21 protein-coding genes and 1 tRNA gene are annotated in these 21781 nt (G+C 66.9%); 15 read left to right on the forward strand and 7 right to left on the reverse strand.

Annotation, left to right across the window (positions count from 1 at the left end):
- The first annotated feature begins 103 nt into the window (after positions 1-103).
- Positions 104-697, forward strand: coding sequence for an NADPH-dependent FMN reductase (locus BMX37_RS04480; RefSeq protein WP_093664313.1), 594 nt, complete (start codon positions 104-106; stop codon positions 695-697).
- A gap of 30 nt (positions 698-727) precedes the next feature.
- Here BMX37_RS04480 and BMX37_RS04485 read toward each other — a convergent pair whose 3' ends face one another.
- Complete coding sequence (locus BMX37_RS04485; protein ID WP_139198000.1) at positions 728-916, reverse strand: hypothetical protein; 189 nt, start codon at positions 914-916, stop codon at positions 728-730.
- Positions 917-1009: 93 nt separating this feature from the next.
- Between BMX37_RS04485 and BMX37_RS04490 the strand changes: the two genes are divergently transcribed.
- Entirely contained in the window at positions 1010-1798 is a 789-nt protein-coding gene (locus tag BMX37_RS04490; protein WP_244501389.1) for an SDR family oxidoreductase, read from the forward strand.
- Positions 1799-1871: 73 nt separating this feature from the next.
- Positions 1872-2609 carry a Crp/Fnr family transcriptional regulator gene (locus tag BMX37_RS04495; RefSeq protein WP_093664316.1) on the forward strand — a complete coding sequence of 246 codons (738 nt, stop codon included), beginning with the start codon at positions 1872-1874 and terminating at the stop codon, positions 2607-2609.
- 19 nt (positions 2610-2628) lie between these two features.
- On the opposite strand, the gene BMX37_RS04500 is transcribed toward BMX37_RS04495, so the two are convergent.
- Positions 2629-4008, reverse strand: a complete 1380-nt coding sequence (locus BMX37_RS04500) for an MFS transporter (protein ID WP_093664317.1) — start codon at positions 4006-4008, stop codon at positions 2629-2631.
- Positions 4009-4138: 130 nt separating this feature from the next.
- Between BMX37_RS04500 and cyoA the strand changes: the two genes are divergently transcribed.
- The 7 genes from cyoA to BMX37_RS04535 are packed head-to-tail and all read left to right on the forward strand — an operon-like array spanning position 4139 to position 11021.
- Entirely contained in the window at positions 4139-5320 is a 1182-nt protein-coding gene (gene cyoA, locus BMX37_RS04505; protein WP_093664318.1) for a ubiquinol oxidase subunit II, read from the forward strand.
- 15 nt (positions 5321-5335) lie between these two features.
- The gene (cyoB, locus tag BMX37_RS04510) at positions 5336-7336 is read left to right on the forward strand and encodes a cytochrome o ubiquinol oxidase subunit I (RefSeq protein ID WP_093664319.1); all 2001 of its coding nucleotides are present in this window, start codon (positions 5336-5338) and stop codon (positions 7334-7336) included.
- Positions 7337-7339: 3 nt separating this feature from the next.
- Positions 7340-7981 carry a cytochrome o ubiquinol oxidase subunit III gene (cyoC, locus tag BMX37_RS04515; RefSeq protein ID WP_093664320.1) on the forward strand — a complete coding sequence of 214 codons (642 nt, stop codon included), beginning with the start codon at positions 7340-7342 and terminating at the stop codon, positions 7979-7981.
- Positions 7978-8379 (forward strand): cytochrome o ubiquinol oxidase subunit IV, encoded by a 402-nt coding sequence (gene cyoD, locus BMX37_RS04520; RefSeq protein ID WP_093664321.1) that lies wholly within the window; start codon positions 7978-7980, stop codon positions 8377-8379. The genes cyoC and cyoD overlap by 4 nt, the downstream gene beginning before the upstream one ends.
- Positions 8376-9122, forward strand: a complete 747-nt coding sequence (locus tag BMX37_RS04525; RefSeq protein ID WP_093664322.1) for an SURF1 family protein — start codon at positions 8376-8378, stop codon at positions 9120-9122. Before cyoD ends, BMX37_RS04525 begins: the two co-directional genes overlap by 4 nt.
- The gene (locus BMX37_RS04530) at positions 9119-10444 is read left to right on the forward strand and encodes an ATP-binding protein (RefSeq protein WP_244501390.1); all 1326 of its coding nucleotides are present in this window, start codon (positions 9119-9121) and stop codon (positions 10442-10444) included. Before BMX37_RS04525 ends, BMX37_RS04530 begins: the two co-directional genes overlap by 4 nt.
- A gap of 1 nt (position 10445) precedes the next feature.
- A complete protein-coding gene (locus tag BMX37_RS04535) occupies positions 10446-11021 on the forward strand; it encodes a response regulator transcription factor (RefSeq protein WP_425288437.1) in 576 nt (191 codons plus the stop codon).
- Positions 11022-11087: 66 nt separating this feature from the next.
- Here BMX37_RS04535 and BMX37_RS04540 read toward each other — a convergent pair whose 3' ends face one another.
- Entirely contained in the window at positions 11088-13835 is a 2748-nt protein-coding gene (locus BMX37_RS04540) for a [protein-PII] uridylyltransferase (protein WP_093664323.1), read from the reverse strand.
- 5 nt (positions 13836-13840) lie between these two features.
- A complete protein-coding gene (locus BMX37_RS04545; RefSeq protein WP_093664324.1) occupies positions 13841-14539 on the reverse strand; it encodes a uracil-DNA glycosylase in 699 nt (232 codons plus the stop codon).
- Between the two features lie 22 nt (positions 14540-14561).
- Between BMX37_RS04545 and folK the strand changes: the two genes are divergently transcribed.
- Positions 14562-15077 carry a 2-amino-4-hydroxy-6-hydroxymethyldihydropteridine diphosphokinase gene (gene folK, locus BMX37_RS04550; RefSeq protein WP_093664325.1) on the forward strand — a complete coding sequence of 172 codons (516 nt, stop codon included), beginning with the start codon at positions 14562-14564 and terminating at the stop codon, positions 15075-15077.
- Positions 15068-15143 (forward strand) — tRNA-Lys (locus BMX37_RS04555). The genes folK and BMX37_RS04555 overlap by 10 nt, the downstream gene beginning before the upstream one ends.
- Before the next feature lie 188 nt (positions 15144-15331).
- Here BMX37_RS04555 and BMX37_RS04560 read toward each other — a convergent pair.
- Entirely contained in the window at positions 15332-18415 is a 3084-nt protein-coding gene (locus BMX37_RS04560; protein ID WP_093664326.1) for a TonB-dependent receptor plug domain-containing protein, read from the reverse strand.
- A gap of 162 nt (positions 18416-18577) precedes the next feature.
- Positions 18578-18721, reverse strand: a complete 144-nt coding sequence (locus tag BMX37_RS18695; protein WP_170841840.1) for a hypothetical protein — start codon at positions 18719-18721, stop codon at positions 18578-18580.
- Positions 18722-19198: 477 nt separating this feature from the next.
- Here BMX37_RS18695 and BMX37_RS04565 point away from each other — a divergent pair, with 477 nt between their 5' ends.
- The 3 genes from BMX37_RS04565 to BMX37_RS04570 all read left to right on the forward strand — a co-directional run bounded on the left by BMX37_RS04565 (position 19199) and on the right by BMX37_RS04570 (position 20295).
- Complete coding sequence (locus BMX37_RS04565) at positions 19199-19534, forward strand: L,D-transpeptidase family protein (protein WP_425288434.1); 336 nt, start codon at positions 19199-19201, stop codon at positions 19532-19534.
- 66 nt (positions 19535-19600) lie between these two features.
- The gene (locus BMX37_RS19285) at positions 19601-19726 is read left to right on the forward strand and encodes a hypothetical protein (protein WP_280139220.1); all 126 of its coding nucleotides are present in this window, start codon (positions 19601-19603) and stop codon (positions 19724-19726) included.
- Positions 19727-19761: 35 nt separating this feature from the next.
- On the forward strand, positions 19762-20295 hold the full coding sequence (locus BMX37_RS04570; RefSeq protein ID WP_139198002.1) for a hypothetical protein: 534 nt from the start codon (positions 19762-19764) through the stop codon (positions 20293-20295).
- 216 nt (positions 20296-20511) lie between these two features.
- Here the strand turns inward: BMX37_RS04570 and BMX37_RS04575 are convergent, their stop codons facing one another.
- Positions 20512-21528: a LacI family DNA-binding transcriptional regulator gene (locus tag BMX37_RS04575; RefSeq protein ID WP_093664328.1), complete on the reverse strand. Its 1017-nt coding sequence runs from the start codon at positions 21526-21528 to the stop codon at positions 20512-20514.
- Between the last annotated feature and the right edge of the window lie 253 nt (positions 21529-21781).

The following is a 21781-nucleotide window of genomic DNA, read 5'->3' on the forward strand; positions in this document are numbered from 1 at the left end:
AGCTGCGTGTATTACCGCGCTACGACACTGCCCGCAAGCGCATCGGGAAGGCGTGCCATATCAGCGGCGACAGCGGGAGGCAAAGCGGTTAGCAGGTCGAACCATGCAGCACGTAGCGCCCACAACCCGCCCCCTCGTCGTCGGTATCGGCGGCACGATCGGGGGTGTGTCGTCCACCGAACGCTCGTTGCGCATCGCGCTGGACGCGGCGGCGGAACAGGGGTTCCGCACGGCGATGTTCGGCGGCGCGGACATGGCGCGCCTGCCGCTGTTCGATCCACGCGCGGCGACCCGCACCGCCGAGGAGCGCGCCTTCGTGGACGCGGTGCGGGAGGCATCGGCGCTGATCATCGCCAGCCCGGGCTATCACGGCTCCATCTCGGGCGTGGTCAAGAACGCGCTGGACCTGCTGGAGGAGACTGCGCGCGACGAACGGCCGTATCTGGCCGACATGCCCGTCGGACTGATCGCGACCGCTTATGGGTGGCAGGCGACCGGTTCCACGATCGCGGCGCTGCGGTCGATCGTACACGCCCTGCGCGGCTGGCCGACACCGTTCGCGGCGGCGGTGAACACGCAACTGACCCGATTCGACGACGCGGGCGGGGTCAGCGATGCCGCCGTGCTGGAACAGTTGCGACTGGTTGGGCGGCAGGTCGCCCGCTTCGTACCCTTGGCGGAGCGGATGCCGGGCTGACCCCTCCCGCGGCGCGCGTTTACAGGGGCCTCAATCCGGGCTGGGCGGGGTCGGCGCGCCGAGTTTGCGTGCCACCGCCGCGACCTCCTCGTCGCTGGGCGGTTCGGGCAGTGCGTCCTCACCGGGCGCCAGCGCATCGTCGGGAATGCCGGGGCCGGTGCCCGCCACCGTGTCGTTCAGCGGGCGGCTGTTCGGGCCGGTATTGATGCCGTCTGTCATGTACGCATCCTTTCGCCGCATCAACGATCCGGCGTGGCGGGCGATCCCCACCGGTGCTAGCGCGCCGCGACACGAACCGCCGACGGAGAAGAGATGATGAGCGCTTTCGGCCAAGCAGGTTGGGTCCCCGACACGGTGCTCGTCACGGGTGCGAGCGCTGGATTCGGTATCGCGATCGCGCGGCGTTTCGCGGGTGCGGGCGCGCGCGTGGTGGCGACGGCACGCCGGCTGGATCGCCTGGAGGCCCTTGTCGCGGAACTGGGCGCGGGCCGGGTGCTGCCGCTCGCCTTCGATGTCGCCGACCGGGATGCGATGACGGCGGCGCTGGCGACCCTGCCGCCGGAGTTCGCGGGCGTCGATTGCCTGGTCAACAATGCCGGCCTGGCACTGGGTCTGGGCAAGGCGGCGGAGGCCGATCCGGACGACTGGGACCGGATGATCGACACCAATTGCCGCGGCCTGGTGCAGATGACCCGCGCGCTGTTGCCGGGCATGATCGCCAGGGGGCGGGGGCATGTCGTCAACCTGGGGTCGGTTGCGGGCACCTATCCCTATCCGGGCGGGCATGTGTACGGCGCGACCAAGGCGTTCGTGCACCAGTTCAGCCTGAACCTCCGTTCCGACCTGATCGGCACGCCGGTTCGCGTGACCTGCGTCGAGCCCGGGCTTTGCGGCGGCACTGAGTTCTCGCAGGTGCGCTTTGGCGGCGACCGGGACAAGGCGGACGCCGTATATCGCGGCACGGAGCCGCTGAGCGCCGACGATGTGGTGGAGGCGGTGTTCTGGGTCGCCACCCTGCCGGCGCATGTCAACATCAACACCATCGAGATGATGCCCGTCGCACAAAGTTTTGCACCATTTCAGGTCAATCGGGACGCTTGATCGCGATCACCGCGGCCCACGAAAGGAACCGTTACGCACCCTTCGCGATTTGTGACGAGGGGAGAACGATCCTATGCGGAAAAGCGCGTTGGTGCAGCGGTTGGAACAATATGCGACGCTGAGCGCGGGCGAGCGCGATGCGCTGGACTGGGCGGAACGGCGTGAGACGCGTGTGCCCGCTGGTGAGCGGCTGCTCGGCCGGGGTGAGAACAGCGACACGCTGTACGTGGTGCAACTGGGCTGGTTTCACGCGGCGATCCGCCTGCCCACGGGGGCGCGACAGATCCTGCGTTTCCATTTTCCGGGCGACCTGATGGGCACGTCCAGCATCGCATGGGCGCAGGCGGTGCACGACTTCACGGCCGTGTCGGATGCGATCGTGTCCGAATTGTCGAAGGTCAATCTGGGCCGCATCTTCCGCGAGCAGCCGCGCCTGGCCGGGCTGCTGTATGCGATGTCGGCGGCGGAGAACGTGGCGTTGTCGGATCGCCTGACCAGCGTCGGGCGGATGGACAGCCTGCAACGGCTGTCGACGCTGATCCTCGACGTGCTGGCCCGGTTGCGGGTCACGGCGGGCGGCGTGATCGACTCGTTCGATTTCCCGCTGACCCAGACGGATATCGGCGACACCGTGGGCCTGACCAAGGTGCATGTCAGCCGTACGCTGGGGAAGATGGAAGACCTGGGCCTGATCCAGCGCAACGGAAAGCGCGTGCGGGTTCTGGATGAGGCGCGGATGATCGCCGACACCGGCTTTGTCGACCGGTACAAGGAAATCGAGTCGTCCTGGTTGGCGCCGCCGCCCACGTGATGCGGGCGGCGGCCCGGCGTCAGGCGGTCAGGGGTGCGTGCGTATCCCGCGTCTTGCGGCCCCATTGCCGGTTGATGAGCAGCGCGGCGATGGTGCAGGCCGCACCCGACATCAGGTAAAGGCCGATCGCCCAGGCACCCAGTCGGCTGGACAGCGTCAGCGCGACCAGCGGGGCGAAGCCCGCGCCGATCAGCCAGGCGAGATTCGAGGTGATCGCGGCACCGGTGTAGCGGCGGGCGCCGGAGAAATTGCCGTTCACCGCGCCGGACGACTGACCGAACGCCAGGCCAAGCAGCACGAAGCCGACGATCATGTACACCGTCTCGCCGATGCTGCCTGCGTTGAGCAGCTGGGGCGCGAAGCCGCTATAGGCGCCGATCAGCACCGCCGACACGCCCAGCACCGCACGGCGACCGACCCGGTCGGCGATGACGCCGGATGCCAGGATCGACAGCACGCCGACCGCCGCGCCGACCATCTCGATGACCAGGAAGCGAGTCGCGTCCTCTCCGGTGAACAGCGTCACCCAGGACAGCGGGAACACCGTGACGAGGTGGAACAGCGCAAAGCTGGCGAGCGGGGCGAACGCGCCGAGCACCACCGTGCGACCCTCTTCACGCAGGGTCTCGCCGACCGGCGCGGGCTGAAGCTCGCGATTCTCGAACAACCGCTCGAACTCGGGCGTGGCGACCAGGCGAAGCCGGGCGAACAGCGCCACCACGTTGATCGCGAACGCCACGAAGAACGGATAGCGCCAGCCCCAGGCGAGGAAGTCGTCGTTCGACAGGGTGGAGTGGAAAAAGGCGAACAGCGCGCAGGCGACCAGCAGGCCAAGCGGCGCGCCCAGCTGCGGGATCATCGCGTACCAGCCGCGACGATCCTCCGGCGCGTTGAGCGACAGGAGCGAGGGCAGGCCGTCCCAGGCACCGCCCAGCGCCGCGCCCTGGCCGATGCGGAACATCGCGAGCAGCCACGCCGCCGCCGATCCGATCTGGGCATAGCTGGGCAGGAACGCGATAGCCATGGTCGACCCGCCGAGCAGGAACAGCGACACCGTCAGCTTCACGCCGCGACCATAGCGCCGGTCCATCGCCATGAATGCCAGCGAGCCGATCGGCCGCGCGATGAACGCCAGCGCGAACAGCGCGAACGAGTACAGCGTGCCCGTGACCGCATCGACATACGGGAAGATCAGCGCCGGGAACACCAGCACGGATGCGATGGCGTAGACGAAGAAGTCGAAGAATTCGGACGTGCGGCCGACGATCACGCCGATCGCGATCTCGCCAGGCGCGATCTTGTGGTCGCGGGCGTTGACGAGTCGCGCGTCGCGTTCGAGCGAAGTCGAATTGGCCAGCGGGTCTCCCGCGGCATTCTGGGCAGCGATCGGTGCAGTCATGACGCTTTCGCTCCGGCGGCAAGGCATTGTATATACATTGGCGGGCGCCCTGCACCAGAACCGGGGCGCCGGGGGATAGGACAAAATGTCCAATGTCGGCGCGGAGCGAATGGGGCAAAGGCGCCGCCCCATGCGCGATCAACAACTTGGCGGCACGGCCCGGCGGGCCCTGACCCTTGCCGCTATTCCCTTTGCAACCCTGTTGTCCGGCTGTCAGAGCGCGGTGCTGAACCCGGCGGGCGACATCGCCCTGCAACAGCGGGACATCATCCTGATCTCCACCGCGCTGATGCTGATCATCATCGTGCCAGTGATGGCCCTGACCGTTCTGTTCGCCTGGCGGTATCGCAAGGGCAACAAGGACGCGACCTACGACCCCAATTTCGACCATTCCACCGCGCTGGAGCTGGTGATCTGGTCAGCGCCGCTGCTCATCATCATCGCGCTGGGCGCGCTGACCTGGTGGAGCACCCACCTGCTCGACCCGTTCCGGCCGGTAAATCGCATCGCGGCGAACAAGGCGGTCGATCCCAAGGTGAAGCCGATCCGGGTGCAGGTCGTCTCGCTCGACTGGAAATGGCTGTTCATCTATCCCGAACAGGGCATCGCGACCGTCAACGAACTGGCGCTGCCGGTGAACGTGCCCGTCCGGTTCGATCTGACGTCGACCAACATGATGAACACCTTCTACGCGCCGACGCTGGCGGGCATGATCTATGCCATGCCCGGCATGCAGAGCCAGTTGCACGCGGTGCTGAACAGGCCCGGTGAGTATGAGGGCATGTCCGCCAATTACAGCGGAGCCGGCTTCTCCGACATGCGCTTCAAGCTGCGCGGGCTGGGCCAGGCCGGGTTCGACCAGTGGGTCGCGCAGAACAAGGCGGCCGGTCGCACGCTCGACACGCGCACCTTTGTCGCCCTGGAGAAGCCGAGCGAGAAGGTGCCGGTGATGCGCTTCGCCGGCGTCGACGCCGACCTGTTCCGCCGGGTGGTGGAGCGCTGCGTCGAGCCGGGCAAGCCGTGCATGAGCGACGTGATGCGCCACGACCAGGCGCAGGGCGGCGGTGAGCCGAACGACGTGCGCGCCGGCGCCGGCATGCCATCCGGTCACGAGTCGATGCCGCCGCACGGCCAGAAGCCGGAAGGCGCGATCTTCAAGGACGGCGAGGAAAAGGGCTCCGGCCCCAACATCACCAAGCCCCGCGGTCCGGGTGCGCCCGGCTCCACCCAGCCGGCATCGCAGAAGAACCGCGACATGTCCTATCTCATTATTCCCCCCGTGCCCGGCGTCGCCGGGACGGGCGCCGCCTGAGCGGTCGGAGCCATCATGTCTGAACAATCCATCCTCAAGGCGATCTTCGGTCGCCTGACGTTTGAATCCTTCCCGATCCACGAACCAATCCTGCTGATCACCTTTTCCGTGGTGGTGCTGGGTGGGCTGGGCGTGGTCGCCGCGCTGACCAAGTTCCGCCTGTGGGGGTACCTGTGGAAGGAATGGTTCACGTCGGTCGATCACAAGAAGATCGGCATCATGTACGTCATCCTGGGCATCGTGATGCTGCTGCGCGGCTTCGCGGATGCGGTGATGATGCGCTTGCAGCAGGCACTGTCGTTCGGGGCGAGCGAGGGCTACCTGCCCGCGCACCATTACGACCAGGTGTTCACCGCCCATGGCACCATCATGATCTTCTTCGTGGCGATCCCGCTGGTGGTCGGCATCATCAACTTCGTGATGCCGCTACAGATCGGCGCGCGCGACGTGGCGTTCCCGTACCTCAACAACCTCAGCTTCTGGTTGACGGTGGCGGGTGCGGTGCTGGTCATGATCTCGCTGTTCGTCGGCGAGTTTAGCCGCGCGGGCTGGCTGAACTACGTACCGGTCTCCAACCTGCAGAACAGCCCGGACACGGGGCCGGACTATTACCTGTGGGCGTTGCAGATAGCGGGTGTCGGCACCACGCTGTCGGCGATCAACATGGTCACCACCATCATCAAAATGCGTGCCCCCGGCATGACCATGATGAAGATGCCGGTGTTCTGCTGGACCGCATTCTGTTCCAACATCCTCGCGGTCGCGATCTTCCCCGTGCTGACGGCGGCGTTCGCCTGCCTGATGCTGGACCGTTATGTCGGCACCAACTTCTTCACCAATGATCTCGGCGGCAACCCGATGATGTATTGGAACCTGGTGTGGATCTGGGGCCACCCGGAAGTGTACGTGCTGGTCCTGCCGGCCTTCGGCATCTATTCCGAAGTGACGTCGACCTTCACCGGCAAGCGCCTGTTCGGTTATTCGTCGATGGTGTACGCGACGGTGGTCATCACCATCCTGTCGTGGCTGGTGTGGCTGCACCACTTCTTCACCATGGGTTCGGGCGCCAGCGTCAACTCGTTCTTCGGCATCGCCACCATGGTGATCTCGATCCCGACGGGTGCGAAGATCTTCAACTGGTTGTTCACCATGTACCGGGGCGAGATCCGCTTCGAGCTGCCGATGCGGTGGGTCGTTGCGTTCATGCTCACCTTCGTGGTGGGTGGCATGACGGGCGTGCTGCTGGCCGTGCCGCCGGCCGACTTCGTGCTGCACAACTCGCTGTTCCTGGTGGCGCACTTCCACAACGTCATCATCGGCGGCGTCGTCTTCGCGCTGTTCGCGGGCATCGATTACTGGTGGCCGAAGGCATTCGGGTTCAAGCTGGACCCGTTCTGGGGCAAGATCCACTTCTGGGGCTGGGTCATCGGCTACTGGGTCGCATGGACGCCGATGTACGTCGCGGGCCTGATGGGCGTGACGCGCCGTGTGCGCCACCTGGACGATGCGACGTTGCAGCCGCTGTTCGTAATCGCCGCCGTCGGTGCGCTCATCATCGCGGTCGGCATCGCCGCCTTCGTGATCCAGATCGTGGTCAGCATCATCAAGCGCGACCAGCTGCGCGACACCACCGGCGACCCGTGGCAAGGCCGCACGCTGGAATGGTCCACCTCGTCGCCGCCGCCGGCCTACAACTTCGCGTTCACGCCGGTCATCCACGACCTGGATGCCTGGTACGACATGAAGAACCGTGGGTACGAGCGTCCGGTCACCGGCTATCTGCCGATCCACATGCCCCGCAACACGGGGGCGGGCGTGATCCTGTCGGCCTTTGCCCTGATGCTCGGTTTCGGCATGGTGTGGTACATGTGGTGGCTGGCCGGGCTGGGCTTTGTCGGCCTGATCGCCACCGCGATCGGCCATACCTTCAACTATGACCGCGATTACTACATCCAGCCGGACGAAGTGGCGCGGGTCGAGGACGAGCGCACCCGACTGCTCGGCGCGGGGGCCTGAACCATGGCGACATATGCAATGAACGGCGAAGCGGCCGCGAACCCGACCTTCTACCTGGCGGAGGAGGAAAGCCACGATCACGCCCATTCGGGCGGCGGCACCATGATCGGGTTCTGGATCTACCTGATGAGCGACGCGCTGATCTTCGCGTCGCTGTTCGCCACCTATGGCGTGCTGTCGACCAGCTATGCCGGCGGTCCGAGCCCGCGCCACATCTTCGAACTGCCGCTGGTGGCGGTGAACACCGCGATCCTGCTGGTGTCGTCCATCACGTACGGCTTCGCGATGCTGGCGATGGAGGAGAACAAGCTGGGTGGGGTCCGGCTGTGGCTGGCGATCACCGCGCTGCTCGGCATGGGGTTTGTCGGGGTGGAGCTGTTCGAGTTCTCCAACCTGATCGCAGAGGGCGCCACGCCCATGCGCAGCGGCTTCCTGTCGGCGTTCTTCACGCTGGTGGCGACGCACGGTCTGCACGTCACGGTGGGCATCATCTGGATCGGCGTGATGCTGGTCCAACTGAGCCAGCGCGGCCTGCATTTCGAGAACAAGAAGCGGCTGATGTGCCTCAGCATGTTCTGGCACTTCCTGGATGTCGTGTGGATCGGCGTCTTCACCTTTGTCTACCTGCTTGGGGTCCTGCGATGAGCGCTCTTCACGGCAACCACCACGGTGAGGCGCACAGCCCCGACCTGCACGGGCATGGCGACACGCATGGCCATGGGTCGCGCAAGGGCTATCTGATCGGCTTCGCCCTGTCGGTCGTGCTGACGGCGATCCCGTTCTGGCTGGTCATGACGGGCGCGCTGCACAACACGCAGGCGACCGCGCTGGCGGTGATCGCGCTGGCGATGGTGCAGATCCTGGTCCACACGGTCAGCTTCCTCCACGTGAACACGCGCGGGGAGGGCGGCTGGACGCTGCTCGCCTATATGTTCACCGCCGTGCTGGTGCTGATCGTGATCGCGGGGTCGTTGTGGATCATGTACCATCTGAACAACAACATGATGGCGATGACCGCCGGAGAGATGAGCAACGGGATGTGAGTGCGGCGCCGGTCCCGCCGCTGGACGTGCCCCGCCACCGGGGCTGGCGGCGGGCATCGGCGGTTGCGTTCTGCCTGTTGGCGACGCTCACCTTCCTGGCGCTCGGCATCTGGCAGGCAGAGCGGCGTTCGTGGAAGCTGGACCTGATCGCCCGCATCGACGCGCGGATCCATGCGGCCCCGGTCGCGCCGCCCCCGCCGGCACGCTGGGACGCGGTCAACGATCGCGCCGATGCGTATCGCCGCATACGGCTGGTCGGCCGGTTCGACCACAGAAAGGAGACACTGGTCCAGGCGCTGACCGAGCGCGGCGCCGGGTTCTGGGTCCTGACCCCGCTTTTGACCGACAACGGCATCTATCTGGTGAACCGGGGCTTCGTGCCCGGTGACCGCCGCGATCCGGCGTCGCGAGCGCAGGGCCAGGTGCAGGGTCGGATCGCCGTGACCGGGTTGCTGAGGATCACCGAGCCGGTCGGAGCGTTCCTGCGCCACAATGATCCGGCGGCGGGTCGATGGTACTCGCGCGATGTCGGCGCGATCGCGCGGTTTAAAAGCCTGGAACACGTCGCACCCTTCTTCGTCGATGCCGACGCGACACCCAATCCCGGCGGGCTGCCGATCGGTGGCCTGACGGTGGTGTCGCTGCCCAACAACCATCTGGTCTACATGCTGACCTGGTTCGCGCTGGCGGCCTTGTCGGCGTTCGGTGCGGTGCAGCTGTTGCGGCGGGAACCGGCGCGATGATGGACGCGCCCCTGCTGGCGCTGACCCGGACCCGCCCGGCGCCGGATGGCCGGGGCAGCGAGGAGATGGCGGCCACCGACACGATGCGCCAGCTGGTGCAGTTGCGCTGGATGGCTGTCATCGGCCAGGTCGCGACCATCCTCGTGGCGCATTTCGGACTGGGCGTGCCGTTGCCGCTGCTGCCGATGCTGGCGGTGGCCGCGGGGCTGGCGCTGGCCAACGGCGTGGTGCTGCTGATCCTGCAACGGTTCCGCGTCCGCAATGCGGAGGTCGTGCTGACCCTGCTGCTCGACATGGCCGCGCTGACGCTGCAGCTGTATTTCAGCGGCGGGGCGGAGAACCCGTTCGCCTCACTCTACCTGCTTCAGGTGGTGCTGGGCGCGATCGTGCTGGAGGGGCGCTGGGCCGCGTTGCTGCTGGCGGCGACCAGCCTGTGTTACGGATTGCTGATCGTCGCGCATGTGCCGCTGGTGCTGCCCGGCCGTGTCTGGGTCGGGTTCTTCTTCGATGCGGACGACCTGCACACGGTCGGCAGCTGGCTGAGCTTCGTCACCGTGGCGACGTTGCTGGTGATGTTCATCACCCGCATCAGCCGCAGTCTGCGCGCGCGCGACAGCTATCTCGCCGACCTGCGCCAGCATGCCGCGGAGGAGGACGGGATCGTGCGCATGGGCCTGTTCGCGAGCGGCGCGGCGCATGAACTGGGCACGCCGCTCGGCTCGCTGTCGGTGATCCTGGCCGACTGGCGCCGCATGCCGCGCATCGCTTACGACCCCGAACTGGCGGGTGAGGTGGCGGAGATGCAGGGGGAAGTCGACCGGTGCAAGGCGATCGTGACCGACATCCTCCATTCCGCCGGCGAGCCGCGTGGCGAGGCGATGGCCGGCGTGCTGGCGGGCATGTTCCTGGACGAGGTGACGGAGGCGTGGCGCGACACGCACGCCGCCTATCCGCTCGATTACCGTCGCGGCGCGATGGCGCATCGCATCGTCGCGGAGCCGGCGCTGCGCCAGGCGATCTGGAACTTGCTCGACAATGCGGCGGAGGCTTCGGATCAGGGCGCCAGCCTGACCGGCGAGGTCGCGGACGGGACGCTGACGATCGCGGTCCGGGACCGGGGCCCGGGCTTCGTTCCCGGCCAGCTGGCGACGGTCGGCCGGCTTTACCAGTCGAGCAAGGGTGCCGGGCATGGCCTTGGCCTGTTCCTGGCGACGAACGTCGCGCGCCGTATGGGCGGGCGATTGGAGGCATTGAACCCCAAAGGGGGCGGTGCGGAGGTCCGGCTGGTTCTGCCGGTGCTGAGTGACGGAGAGGATGACTGACATGCAGGACGGTGCGCCGCCCGGACAGGACACTTCGGAGGATTTGGGCGAACCGCGCCGCCTGGTGATATTGGAAGACGACCAGACGCTGGCCCGCGCGTTGCAGCGCTCGTTCGAGCGGCGCGGCTATCAGGTGGCGCTGGCGCACGACCCGACCGAACTGGACGCGCTGCTGGAACAGCAAAGCTTCGGCTATGCGGTGGTCGACCTGAAGCTCGGCACGTCGTCCGGCCTGCCCTGCGTCGCGACGTTGCACGAGCATGATCCCGACATGCTGATCGTGGTGCTGACCGGGTTCGCCAGCATCAACACCGCGATCGAGGCGATCAAGCTGGGCGCGTGCCATTATCTGGCGAAGCCGTCGAACGCCGACGATATCGAGGCCGCGTTCGGCAAGGCGGGCGGCGACGTGGAGGCCCCGATCACCAGCCGCCCCACCTCCATCAAGACGCTGGAATGGGAGCGGATCACCGAAACGCTGGCGGCGACCGACTTCAACATTTCCGAAACGGCGCGGCGGCTGGGGATGCACCGCCGCACACTGGCGCGGAAGCTGGAGAAGCGGCCGGTGAAGTAGCGGCCGCGCCCCGGCGGCGCAGGCTCTTAACGGCTCCCTTGCCGCACCACCCGTTGATCCGCCGAGCTAGGCGAGTTCCTCCACCTTTTCCCCCGCCGCCGCGGCGTGCAGGCGGCGCTCCAGCGTGCGGACGCGCGGCCCGTCGGGCAGCTTCTCGCCGGTCAGATCGGTGACGTAGAACGTGTCCACCGCGCGTTCGCCATAGGTCGACACATGCGCGGAGTGGATCGTGACGCGCGACTGGAACAGCGCATGGGCAAGCTGGTTGAGCAGCGCCGGCCGGTCGCGGGCGTTGACCTCCACCACCGTGAAGCGGTTGGACGCGCGATTGTCGACCAGCACGTTCGGTTCGATGGGAAAGGCGTCGGCGCGGGCGCGGGGCAGGGGCTTCGCAAGCAGCCGATCGGCCAGCTTGTTGCGGTTCGCCAGCGCGTCCTCGATGGTCCGGCGCAGCCGGTCGAGCTGGCCCGGATCGTCGAACAGCCGGCCGAGCGGGTCCTGGACCAGGAAGTTGTCCACCGCCATGCCGTCGCGCGTGGTGTGGATGCGCGCGTCGATGATGTTGCCGCCCGCCAGATGGATCGCGCCCGCCAATCGGTAGAACAGGCCAGGATGGTCGGCGGCATAAACGGTGATGAGGGTCGCACCGCGTTCCACATCCACATGCGCGTCGATGGCGAGTTGTCCGTCGCCGGCGCTCGCGATGAAGCGCGCGTTGTGGAGCAGGACCTCCTCCGGCTCCGCGATCCAGTAGGCGGCGGGAAAGCGGCGGACGAAGTCGTCGAACTGCCGCGCATCCCAGCCGAGGGCGCTCTGAAGCATCTCCTGCTTGCCCGAGATGCGCTCGGACCGGCCCTTCTGCTTGTGGCCCAGGCGCAGCACTTCCTCCGCTGCTTCGAACAGGTCGGCGAGCAGCTGGCGTTTCCACCCGTTCCACACCGCCGGCCCGACGGCCCGGATGTCGACCACGGTCAGGACCAGCAGCAGGCGCAGCCGTTCGGCGCTTTGCACCGTTTCGCAGAAATCGAGGATCGTCTTGAAGTCGGACAGGTCGCGCTTGAACGCGGTGGCCGACATCAGCAGGTGATGGCGTACCAGCCACGACACCGTTTCCGTCTCCGCCTTGCTCAGCCCGAAGCGGGGGCAGAGTTTCAGCGCGACCTGCGCGCCCAGGATCGAGTGATCGCCGCCGCGCCCCTTGGCGATGTCGTGCAGCAGCACGGCGACGTAGAGCGCGCGTCGCGACACGATCTGCCCAATGATCGCGGAGCCGAGCGGATGATCGGCGCGCAGGTCGCCGCGTTCGATCCGGGACAACAGGCCGATCGCGCGGATGGTGTGTTCGTCCACCGTGTAATGGTGGTACATGTCGAACTGCATCTGCGCGACGACGCGGCCGAAATCGGGCACGAAGCGGCCCAGTACCCCCGCCTCGTTCATCCAGCGCAGCACCAGCTCGGGATCACGCGGCGAGGTCAGCACGTCCAGGAACAGCGCGTTGGCCCGCGGGTCGGCGCGGTGCTCGTCGATCAGCTTCGCGTCGCGCGCGGCGGCGCGCATCGCCAGCGGGTGCACCTCCAGCACGTGCAGGTCGGCCAGCTGGAACAGCTCCATCAGCCTGATCGGGTCCTCGCGGAAGAAATCGTCGCGGGGCAGCGCCAATCGGCCGCGATCCAGCACGAACCCGTGCAGCTTGCCCGGCGTGCGGCGGAGACGCGGCAGGCCGAAGCGGCGGCCGCGTGCCGCGAACTTTTCATCCAGATGCGCCAGGAACACGCCGGTCAGGTCGCCGACCGTCTTCGCCTGAAGGAAGTAGAACTGCATGAAGCGTTCCACCGCCGACCGGCCAGGACGATCGGAAAAGCGCATGCGGTGCGCAATCTCGCGCTGATAGTCGAACGTCAGCCGGTCCTCCGCCCGCTTGGCGAGCAGGTGCAGGTGACAGCGGACCGCCCACAGGAAATCGTCGGCGCGGTGGAACTGGCGGTATTCGGCACGGGTGAACAGGCCGACATCGACCAGCTGGCGGGCCAACTGCACGTCATGGACATATTTGCCGATCCAGAACAGCGCGTGCAGGTCGCGCAGCGAGCCCTTGCCCTCCTTGACGTTGGGTTCGACGACGTAGCGGGTGTCGCCCATCTTCTTGTGCCGCGCGTCGCGCTCCGCCAGCTTTTCCGCGATGAAGGTGCGCGCGGTGTCGGCCTGCACCTCCGCCTTGAAGCGGCGCTCCGCCTCCTGGTACAGGTCGGTATCGCCCCAGACGTAGCGCGCCTCCAGCAGGGCGGTGCGCACCGTGTTGTCGCCCTTCGCCTGACGCACCATCTCATCCAGCGAGCGGCTGGAATGGCCGACCTTCAGGCCCAGGTCCCACAGGGTGTACAACACCGTTTCGATCATCTGCTCGGCGTGCGGCGTCTGTTTGGACGGGGTGAGGAAACCGATGTCGATGTCCGAAAACGGCGCCATCTCGCCGCGCCCATAGCCACCCACCGCGATCAGCGTCAGCCGCTCCCCACGCGTCGGATTGTGCAGCGGATACAGGCGGGTGGCGGCGACATCGAGCAGGCAACCGAGCAGAACGTCGGTGAGGTAGGCCTGCGCCGCGGCCGCCTCCAGCCCGCGGGCCGGATGCTTCGTCAGGCGCCGCGCGATCTCCGCCCGGCCACCGTCCAGCGCGCGGCGCAGCTCTGCGGTGGTGCCGTGCCGGATCGCGGCGTTGTCGCCGTCCGGTACGGCGGCGAGCGCCGCCGCCAGCGCCGCCCGGTCGACGATCGCGCGCGGGTCGGGCAGACGGTCGAAACGGGGGGCCAGGATGTTCAGGTCGTCGCCTCCTCTGCGGTCGCAGTCGCGCTGTCCGGCGCGTGCCTGAGTTGGAGCGCGCGGGCGAACACCGCCTCGAACATTTCCGTCGTCAGCACGCCGGTGTTCTGGTTGTAGCGCGAGCAGTGATAGCTATCGAGCAGGATGCGTCCATCCGGCATGCGATGTTCCGCCAGATGGCCGAACTTCGCCTTCGGCAACCGGCCGCCCATAGCCTTCACCGCAGACTGGTGCGCGATCGCGCCCAGTGCCACCACGACGCGTACATTGCTGAGCGTGGCGAGCGGTGCCTCCAGAAAGGGGCGGCAGGTCCGGATCTCTTCCGGCGTCGGCTTGTTCTGCGGCGGCAGGCAGCGCACCGAATTGATGATGATAGCGCCGTGCAGCGCGATGTCGTCCTCCGGCGTGGCGGCGTAGGTGCCGGATGCCAGCCCAAATTTCAGCAGCGTGTCGTACAGCAGCACGCCGGCATGATCGCCGGTGAACACGCGGCCGGTGCGATTGGCGCCGTGCTTGCCGGGCGCAAGGCCGCTGATCGCCAGCCACGCGTCCGGATCGCCGAATGCGGGCACCGGGGAATTCCACCAGCCGGGATGCTCCGCGCGCAACTCTTCACGAAACGCGACCAGGCGGGGGCAGAGCGGGCAGTCGCGGGGCGGTTCGGTGTCGGGCAGGGCGCTGGGTGCGAAAAGCATCGGCTCGCGGTAAGGGGGCCGGATGGCCAGGGCAACCTACCTCGTCGCGCTTGGGGGAAACCGGTGGAGCCGCCACGGCGGCCCGGCCGCGACGGTGCGCGCGGCGGCGGCGACGCTGGGGAAGGTGGCGACGCTGGTCGCCCTGTCGCCGATCATCGACACGCCGCCGCTCGGTCCGTCGTCGCGACGCTTCGCCAATGCGGTGGCGCTGGTGGAAAGCGAGGATACGCCGCCGGCGCTGCTCGCCCGACTGAAGGAGATCGAGCGAACCTTCGGGCGTCGCCGGGGACGACGCTGGGGCGCGCGGTCGATCGACTTGGACATCGTCCTGTGGTCGGGCGGCCGCTGGATGTCGCCGGGGCTGGAGGTACCGCACCGGGCATTCCGCGAGCGGACCTTCGTGCTGGAGCCGGCGGTGGCGATCGCCCCCGAATGGCATGACCCGGTGTCGGGCCTGACCCTGCGCCAGTTGCTCGGCCGGTTGACCCGGACGCGACCGATGCCTAGGGCCCGACGGGTCGATGGATCGGGTCCGTAGCTCAGTCGGTAGAGCAAGCGACTTTTAATCGAGAGGTCCCGGGTTCGAGCCCCGGCGGACCCACCATCGACGCTGTCCCATCTCCACTCTCGTCACGCACGCTTCTGGCGGCGATACGTCCGCTCGCACCTGAGAACCGGGACGGGCGCTCACCCTTACGGGAATGGTCCGGCCGTGGAGTGCGCGAAAAAAGGGCGGCGGATCCGTTGCCGGAACCGCCGCCCCCAAAGTCTAAACCAGCTCTAGCCGGTCGATCAGAACCGGAAGGACGCACCCGCCCGGTACTGACGCCCGATCAGTCCGGCATAATGCCAGGTGGTCAGGAAGTTCGGCGCGCTGGCATAAGCGGCCGTCGCCAACGGTGCCTTTGCGTCGAAGACGTTCTGCACGTTCACGTAGAAGCTGAACTTGTCGTTCACGGCGAACGTCTGGTTCAGGTCGACGTTGATGAACCGTTTCACGTAGCAGAACTGCTCATTGTACGGAGCAGCGCGCGAGTAGAGGTTGCCGTTCGCGCAGTCGGTGGGCAGGCCCTGATCGGCGCTGACCTGCTTGATGTGGCTGACGTAATAGGCCGTTGCGCTGATCGAATAGGCGCCCAGCTGCAACGTGTTCTGCCAGTTGCCGCGCCAGTCGGGCGTGCCGTTGCCCGACGACAGGTCGTACGGGCCCAACGTGCCGGCATAACGCTGCACGCCGGAGTCGGTGTGCAGGTCGTATTTGAAGATGTGCGTCGCCTCGACACGGCTGGTGAACTTGATGCCCTCGCCCAGCGGCACCGTGGCGGTGGCTGCCAGGTCGATGCCGGATGTGCGCGAGTAATTTGCGTTCACGAACGGTGCGTTGATGATGAGCACGCGCGGCAGGGCATTGGGGAACAGCGGATCGATCGCGTCCACGGTGTTGACCGAATAGCCCGGTCCGACAGCCGCCACGGCAGCCTGCGCGGCCGCCAGGTTGGTGGCGCCGAAATAGGCCTGCTGCGCCTTGCCGATGTCCGGACCGGCGACGATCAGGTTCGACTTCTTGACGTTATAATAGTCGGCCGTGAGGCTGAGCCAGCGCACCGGCTGGAAGATCGCGCCGGCCGTGAAGCTCTTCGACGTTTCCGGCTTCAGGTCGGGGTTGCCGACCACGCCGCGGCCCAGGCTGTACGATGCGTTGTAAGGATTGCCGCCCGTATTGCAGCCGTTGTTGCTGCCGACCGATCCACCATGCGCGGCGCAGAAGTTGCCGGGCGGCTGGAACGTGACGAAGCCGGCATACTGGCTGCGCTCACCCGATTCCGCGAAGGTCGGCGCACGGAAGCCCTGCGCATAGGTGCCGCGCAGAGCGAGCTGGCGGAACGGCGTCACCTTCACGCCCACCTTTGGCGAGAAGCGGCCGTACCCTTCGGAATAATGATCGTACCGGCCCGACACGTTCACGTCGAGCTGATCGAGCACGGGTGCGTCCGCCTCGAAATAGGCGGCGGCCACGGTGCGCTTTCCGAACGCGGAGGAGGTGGTGAGCCCGTAGGTGTCGAGCGCCTCGTTCTGGTTGCGGTTGGTCAGCTTTTCACGCCGGACCTGGCCACCGACCGCGACCTGCAGGTCGCCACCCGGCAGCGCGAACAGCGCCTTCGAGATCGACGCATCGAGCGAGTAGAGCTGCGAATTGGACGGCGTGGTACGATCCGGCGCCAGCGCCTGTCGCACCGCATCGCTGTTCTGCTGTGGATTGACGAAGTTGTACGCGCCCGTGTTGATGACGTTGGCCAGCGCCGCGATGTTGAGCAGGCCATGCTGGGTGATGTGCAGGTCGTCGCGCGCGGCGACACCCTCCACGCGCCAGTTCCAGCCTTCGCCGAAGTGACCGTTCAGGCCGGCCGTCGCGCGCATCACCTCGTTGGTGCGATCGCTGCCGCCCGGAATGTCGCCGAACAGGTAGTAGATGCGCGCCGCATTGCCCTGTGCCGCGAACGGGTTGTTCGGGTTGAGCCGACGATCGGTCGCCGTGGCACAGTTGGTACCGGCCGCGCAGACAAAGACGGGCAGCACGACGCCCGGGTTGCTCGACGCGACGCTGGGCGCGGCACCGAACGGCTGGGTCGCGCGGATCGCGGCCGGGAACGCGCTGGTGATGCTGACATAGTCGCGGCTGTAGCTGCCGGTGACATAGCCCTCGACATTGTCATTCACCCGCACGCTGAGGCGCGCATTGAAGGCGTAACGCTCCTGTAGCGGCTGGATCTGACGATACAGGTCGGTCAGGTCGTATTTGCAGCCGGTGCCGCGTGCCCCGCCGGTGGCGACGGTGTAGGTGCCGCCGGTGCAGTTGCCGAGGCCTAGCGCCTGGTAGTTGGTGTAGTTCTGCGGGCGGCCGTTGGCATCGAGATAGGTGCCGCTGGGGATCAGAGCCGTGCCGCCGGACAGCGGGTTGTTGGGATCGCGCTGCGTCGTCGGCGCGACATAGGCGGTCGGCGTGTTCACCGTCAGCGACTGGTCGGCCGTGTTGTTGTCCAGGCCGCCGATCGAGGTCAGGTCCTGGGTGTTGAACGGGAAGCCGCGGCTGTGGTTGGAAACCCGCTGGTCGCGCTGGTATTCGCCGTTGACGTAGAAGTTCCAGCCCTTGTCGTCATAGTCGCCGATGCCGGCGGTCAGGTGCGCGCGGTAATGGCCGGCATCGCCCCGCTCGGCAGAGCCGCCCTCCACTAGGCCGTCGATGCCGACGACGTGCTTCTTCAGGATCAGGTTGACCACGCCGCCGATCGCGTCGGCACCGTAGGTGGAGGAGGCGCCGTCCTTCAGCACTTCGATCCGGTCGATCAGGCTGAACGGGATCGAGTTCAGGTCGACATAGGCGTTGTGGCCGTCGTCGTTGATCGGGAAGTTGGCGGAGCGCAGGCCGTCCACCAGCACCAGCGTCGACGACACGCCCAGACCACGCAGCGACACCGCCGAACCGCCGGCGGAGAAGCCCGACTGGAAACCGGTGCCGATCGAGCCCGCGCTGTCGGCGGAGATGGAGCGGATCGCCTCTGACGCGGTGGTGATGCCCGCCTTGGCCAGCGTGTCGCTGGTCAGCACGGTCACCGGCGACGGCGTCTCGGTATCGGTTCGGCGCAGCAGCGAGCCGGTGACGACCACGTCACCACCGCTGCTCTGATCGCTTTGACCCTGGGTCGTCGCGGGTGCGGTCTGCTGGTCCTCGATATCCTTTGCCGCCGGTGTCTGCGGCTGACCACTCTGTGCCCCGTCCTGGGCCAGAACCGGGCTGGCGAGCATGCCCATTGCAAGCGCGATGGCCGCGCTTGTTGCGCGCAGGCGCGCGGACCCGGTCACGAAACCTGAAACCATGCGTAAACAAACCCTTCATGCATGTGCGCAACATAGTTGCGTCGCCGCCCCCCGGCGCCCGAGCCAAACGAGCATGAGTGGGCCGGCTTTGCAAATATGCTATACGAGTTTTTAGAACCTGTTGCAGGAACAAGACAGGGGATGCTGACCTAATAGGCGCGATCAGGGACGCGCCAACTCGGCCTCCGAGCCGATGAAGTTCGGGCTTTCCGCCTCTGTCGGCCAAGTCGCCCAGTAGGCGGCGGTGACAGCCAGCGAGACCATGAACAGGGCGATGCCCAGCAGGCGATCGGATCGGTCTTTCACGGCATGCTCTCCGGTCGATGCGTATGGGGGCGAAGCCGGGTGCTAGTTGCGAGAACGATCGCGGATCAATCCATGTGGTGGTGAAGCGTCTCCGTTCTCGATCTAATCGCGGTACTGATGCCATTCCGGTGCGTATCGGAGGCGGCAGGCCTGCACGTATAGGCGGCCTTTGTCGGGAACCGCCGGGGACCGCCGGGGACCTTACGTGCAGGCGGATTGTGGGGCGAGCGTGTTGTATTCCCGGGCAATGATTATGGCGGTGGCGGCGGCTCCGGTCGGGACGCCGGCTCTGCGTGACCTTGTGCCGGGTGGTACGGTTGTGGCCCCGAAGGCTTCAAATGCTGCGGCGCCGTTCGTGGTGAAGCGCGTACTCCGCTTGCAGCACCCGTTGCGACACGGCGATTATGCCAGAGGCGACAGCGGGGTGCCGGCCGGGCCGTTGGTCATCACTGCGGACCTGCAGGCGGAAACCTGTCGGTGTTCCGTTCGGGCTACGAGATCGGGACCGCCGCCATTCTGTATGGCGCTCGCGATCACCCCACGCCTCTGGGCACCGTTCCGATCACGGAAAAGGACGCCGACCATGTGTCGAACATCTATCACGCGCCGATGCCGTACATGCTGCGGCTGACCGACGACGGGGTTGCGATCCATGGCAGCGAAGTGGATTGGGGCGGCGCATCCCATGGCTGCCTGGGCGTGCCGATCGCCTTTGCGAAGCTGTTGTTCGAACAGGCCTGTGTCGGCGATCGTGTATATATAACAGAGGGCCGGTTTATCGACTCGGCCGGGACTTCAAACCCGACTGGGTGACATGTAAGTAAAACGCAAAGCGCGTGTTTTTCCCGTTCCTACGGGCGCGAAAATCGAGAAAATAAGATGAACAAGATTTGGATGGGGATCTGCGTCGTCATCGCGGCCACGGGCGTCGGGGTCGGAGTCGCGCAACATGTCCAGCCCGGGGGCGCCGTTCACAAGTCGATCGACAGCGACCACGCGCCGTGATCTTCTCAAAGGGGGCAAAGGCGGTGCACAGCGCGATGGCAGAGGGAACGCGCGTTCCCGTCCTGCCGCCTGCACCGGTGGCAACCCTGCCGGCCGCACCCTATGCTCCGCCGGCCGTGCTCGTTGCCAGTGTCGTGACGGACAGCAAGGCCGAGGATCCGTGCGTGTGCCCGCTGGGCGCGTCCCTGCCGGCCGCCGCCATGTCCGCTTCGATCCAGAACGGCGACGCCCGGCGCGACCCGGCCGTGGCCGAGCTGGTCAGCTGCATCTGCGCCAGTGTGAAGGCGCTGCCGCAGGCCGCGAACGCCGAGGACCTGGAGGCGAGCATCGTGTTCGCCATCGCGCAGTCCAAGGCGCATGACGCGGTCGTACGCCAGGCGCTGGCGATGATGGTCGGGTTTGACAATGGCTGGTCGAACATGCCGGCCGCGCTGCGGCGCGTGCAGGACGGCCTGGGCAAGCTGAACCGCGGAACGGCTTCGCTGGGCAGCGGCTTTCTGGGCTCCGGTAGCTCGTTCAGCGCGCGGACGCTGGCTGTGGGTGGCGGCTCAGCGAATTACGGCATCTGAGTAGGAGGGCTGGACGCGGGCGGCGGCTATGCCCAGCCGGCGTGATCGGCAGGTTGGTCGTTCGCCTGCGCGGAGTTGCGGTCGCCACAAGTACGTAATGTCCGAGCCAGCATTGGGCGCGTAGCCTAGGGCGGGCACGACGCGTCGGTAACGACACTACAGCGCGGCGCGGGGAGCATCTCGCTGGCTGACGGGCGCCCGGGCAGGACTGCTCGTCTATACCGCCGCCGGCCCGACGCTGGCGCGTTTCACGATGGTGTAGGGGACCTCGATCCGGTGGTGCGCCGCGTCCTGCGGCTCCGCTGCGTCGATCAGCAGGTCCACTGCGGCGGCGGCTACCTCGAAATTGGGCTGGTGCACCGTGGTCAGCTGCGGCCAGGCCATGCGTGCCAGCGCCATGTCGTCGAACCCTACGACGGACAGGCGGTCGGGCACCGTGATGCCATGGCGCATCGCCACTACCAGGACGGCGAACGCCATCTCGTCATTGCTGGCCAGTACGGCGCTGGGCGGCGTGCCGGTGTCGAGCAACGTCTCGGCAGCGGCCAGGCCGGAACGGTATCGGTAATCGCCCTCCAGCACGCGATGGTCGGCCACTGTCAGCCCGGCGGCCTGCATCGCATCGCAGAACCCGCGCCAACGCTCGTTCGACGACCCATGCGCGGGCGGTCCCTTGATAAAGGCGATGTCGCGGTGTCCGGCGGCGATCAGCAGTTGCGTCATCTCCGCGGAGGCGCGGCGATCGTCGACCCGGACCAGCGGCGTGCGCTCCGGCACCAGCGCCGGCGCGATCCGGACCACCGGGACACCATGCGCGTCGAACAGGTCGATCAGTTCCGGCCAGTCGCAGATCGGCGGGGTCAGGATCGCCCCGACCAGCCGCACCTGTCGCAAGGTGGTGTCCAGCGTGGACTTCCAGTCGCCGGCATCGCGATCGACCTCCTCGATCAACAGGTGATGCCCACGTTCGCGGCAGCGTGTCAGGGCGCCGCGCTGGATGTCGCTGGCATAGGGTGAGGCAGGATCGTCGAAGAACGCCCCGACCAGGAACGATCGCGCGCTGGACAGGCCCCGCGCGAACATGTTCGGGCGATAGCCCGTCTCCTCCACGACCTTCATCACGCGTTCGCGGACGTCCGCGCGGACATGCGCCTCCCCGTTCATGACGCGCGACACCGTCTTGATCGACACGCCGGCGCGCGCGGCGACATCCTTGATCGTGACGCGGGTCATCGGTGGTCGGAAGAAGCGGGGCAGCGGGTGTTCACGGCCCGCAAGATGAGCCGTTCGGCCGGACCATGCAATGCCCGCTCCCAAGCCCGGTGGCGTGTCGTAGGCGTCATGCGTGACATCCCGGCCACGAAATCCGGTCACGTCGATACGGGTCCGGTACGGCCATTGACATCGTTGTCGGCTCGGCTACGTCTTGCGTCGAACGGCGAGAAACATCGCCGGGGACACATACGCGCCCGTCGTGGCGCTTCAG

This window comes from Sphingomonas gellani, assembly GCF_900110035.1.
GTDB classification, from domain to species: domain Bacteria; phylum Pseudomonadota; class Alphaproteobacteria; order Sphingomonadales; family Sphingomonadaceae; genus Sphingomonas; species Sphingomonas gellani.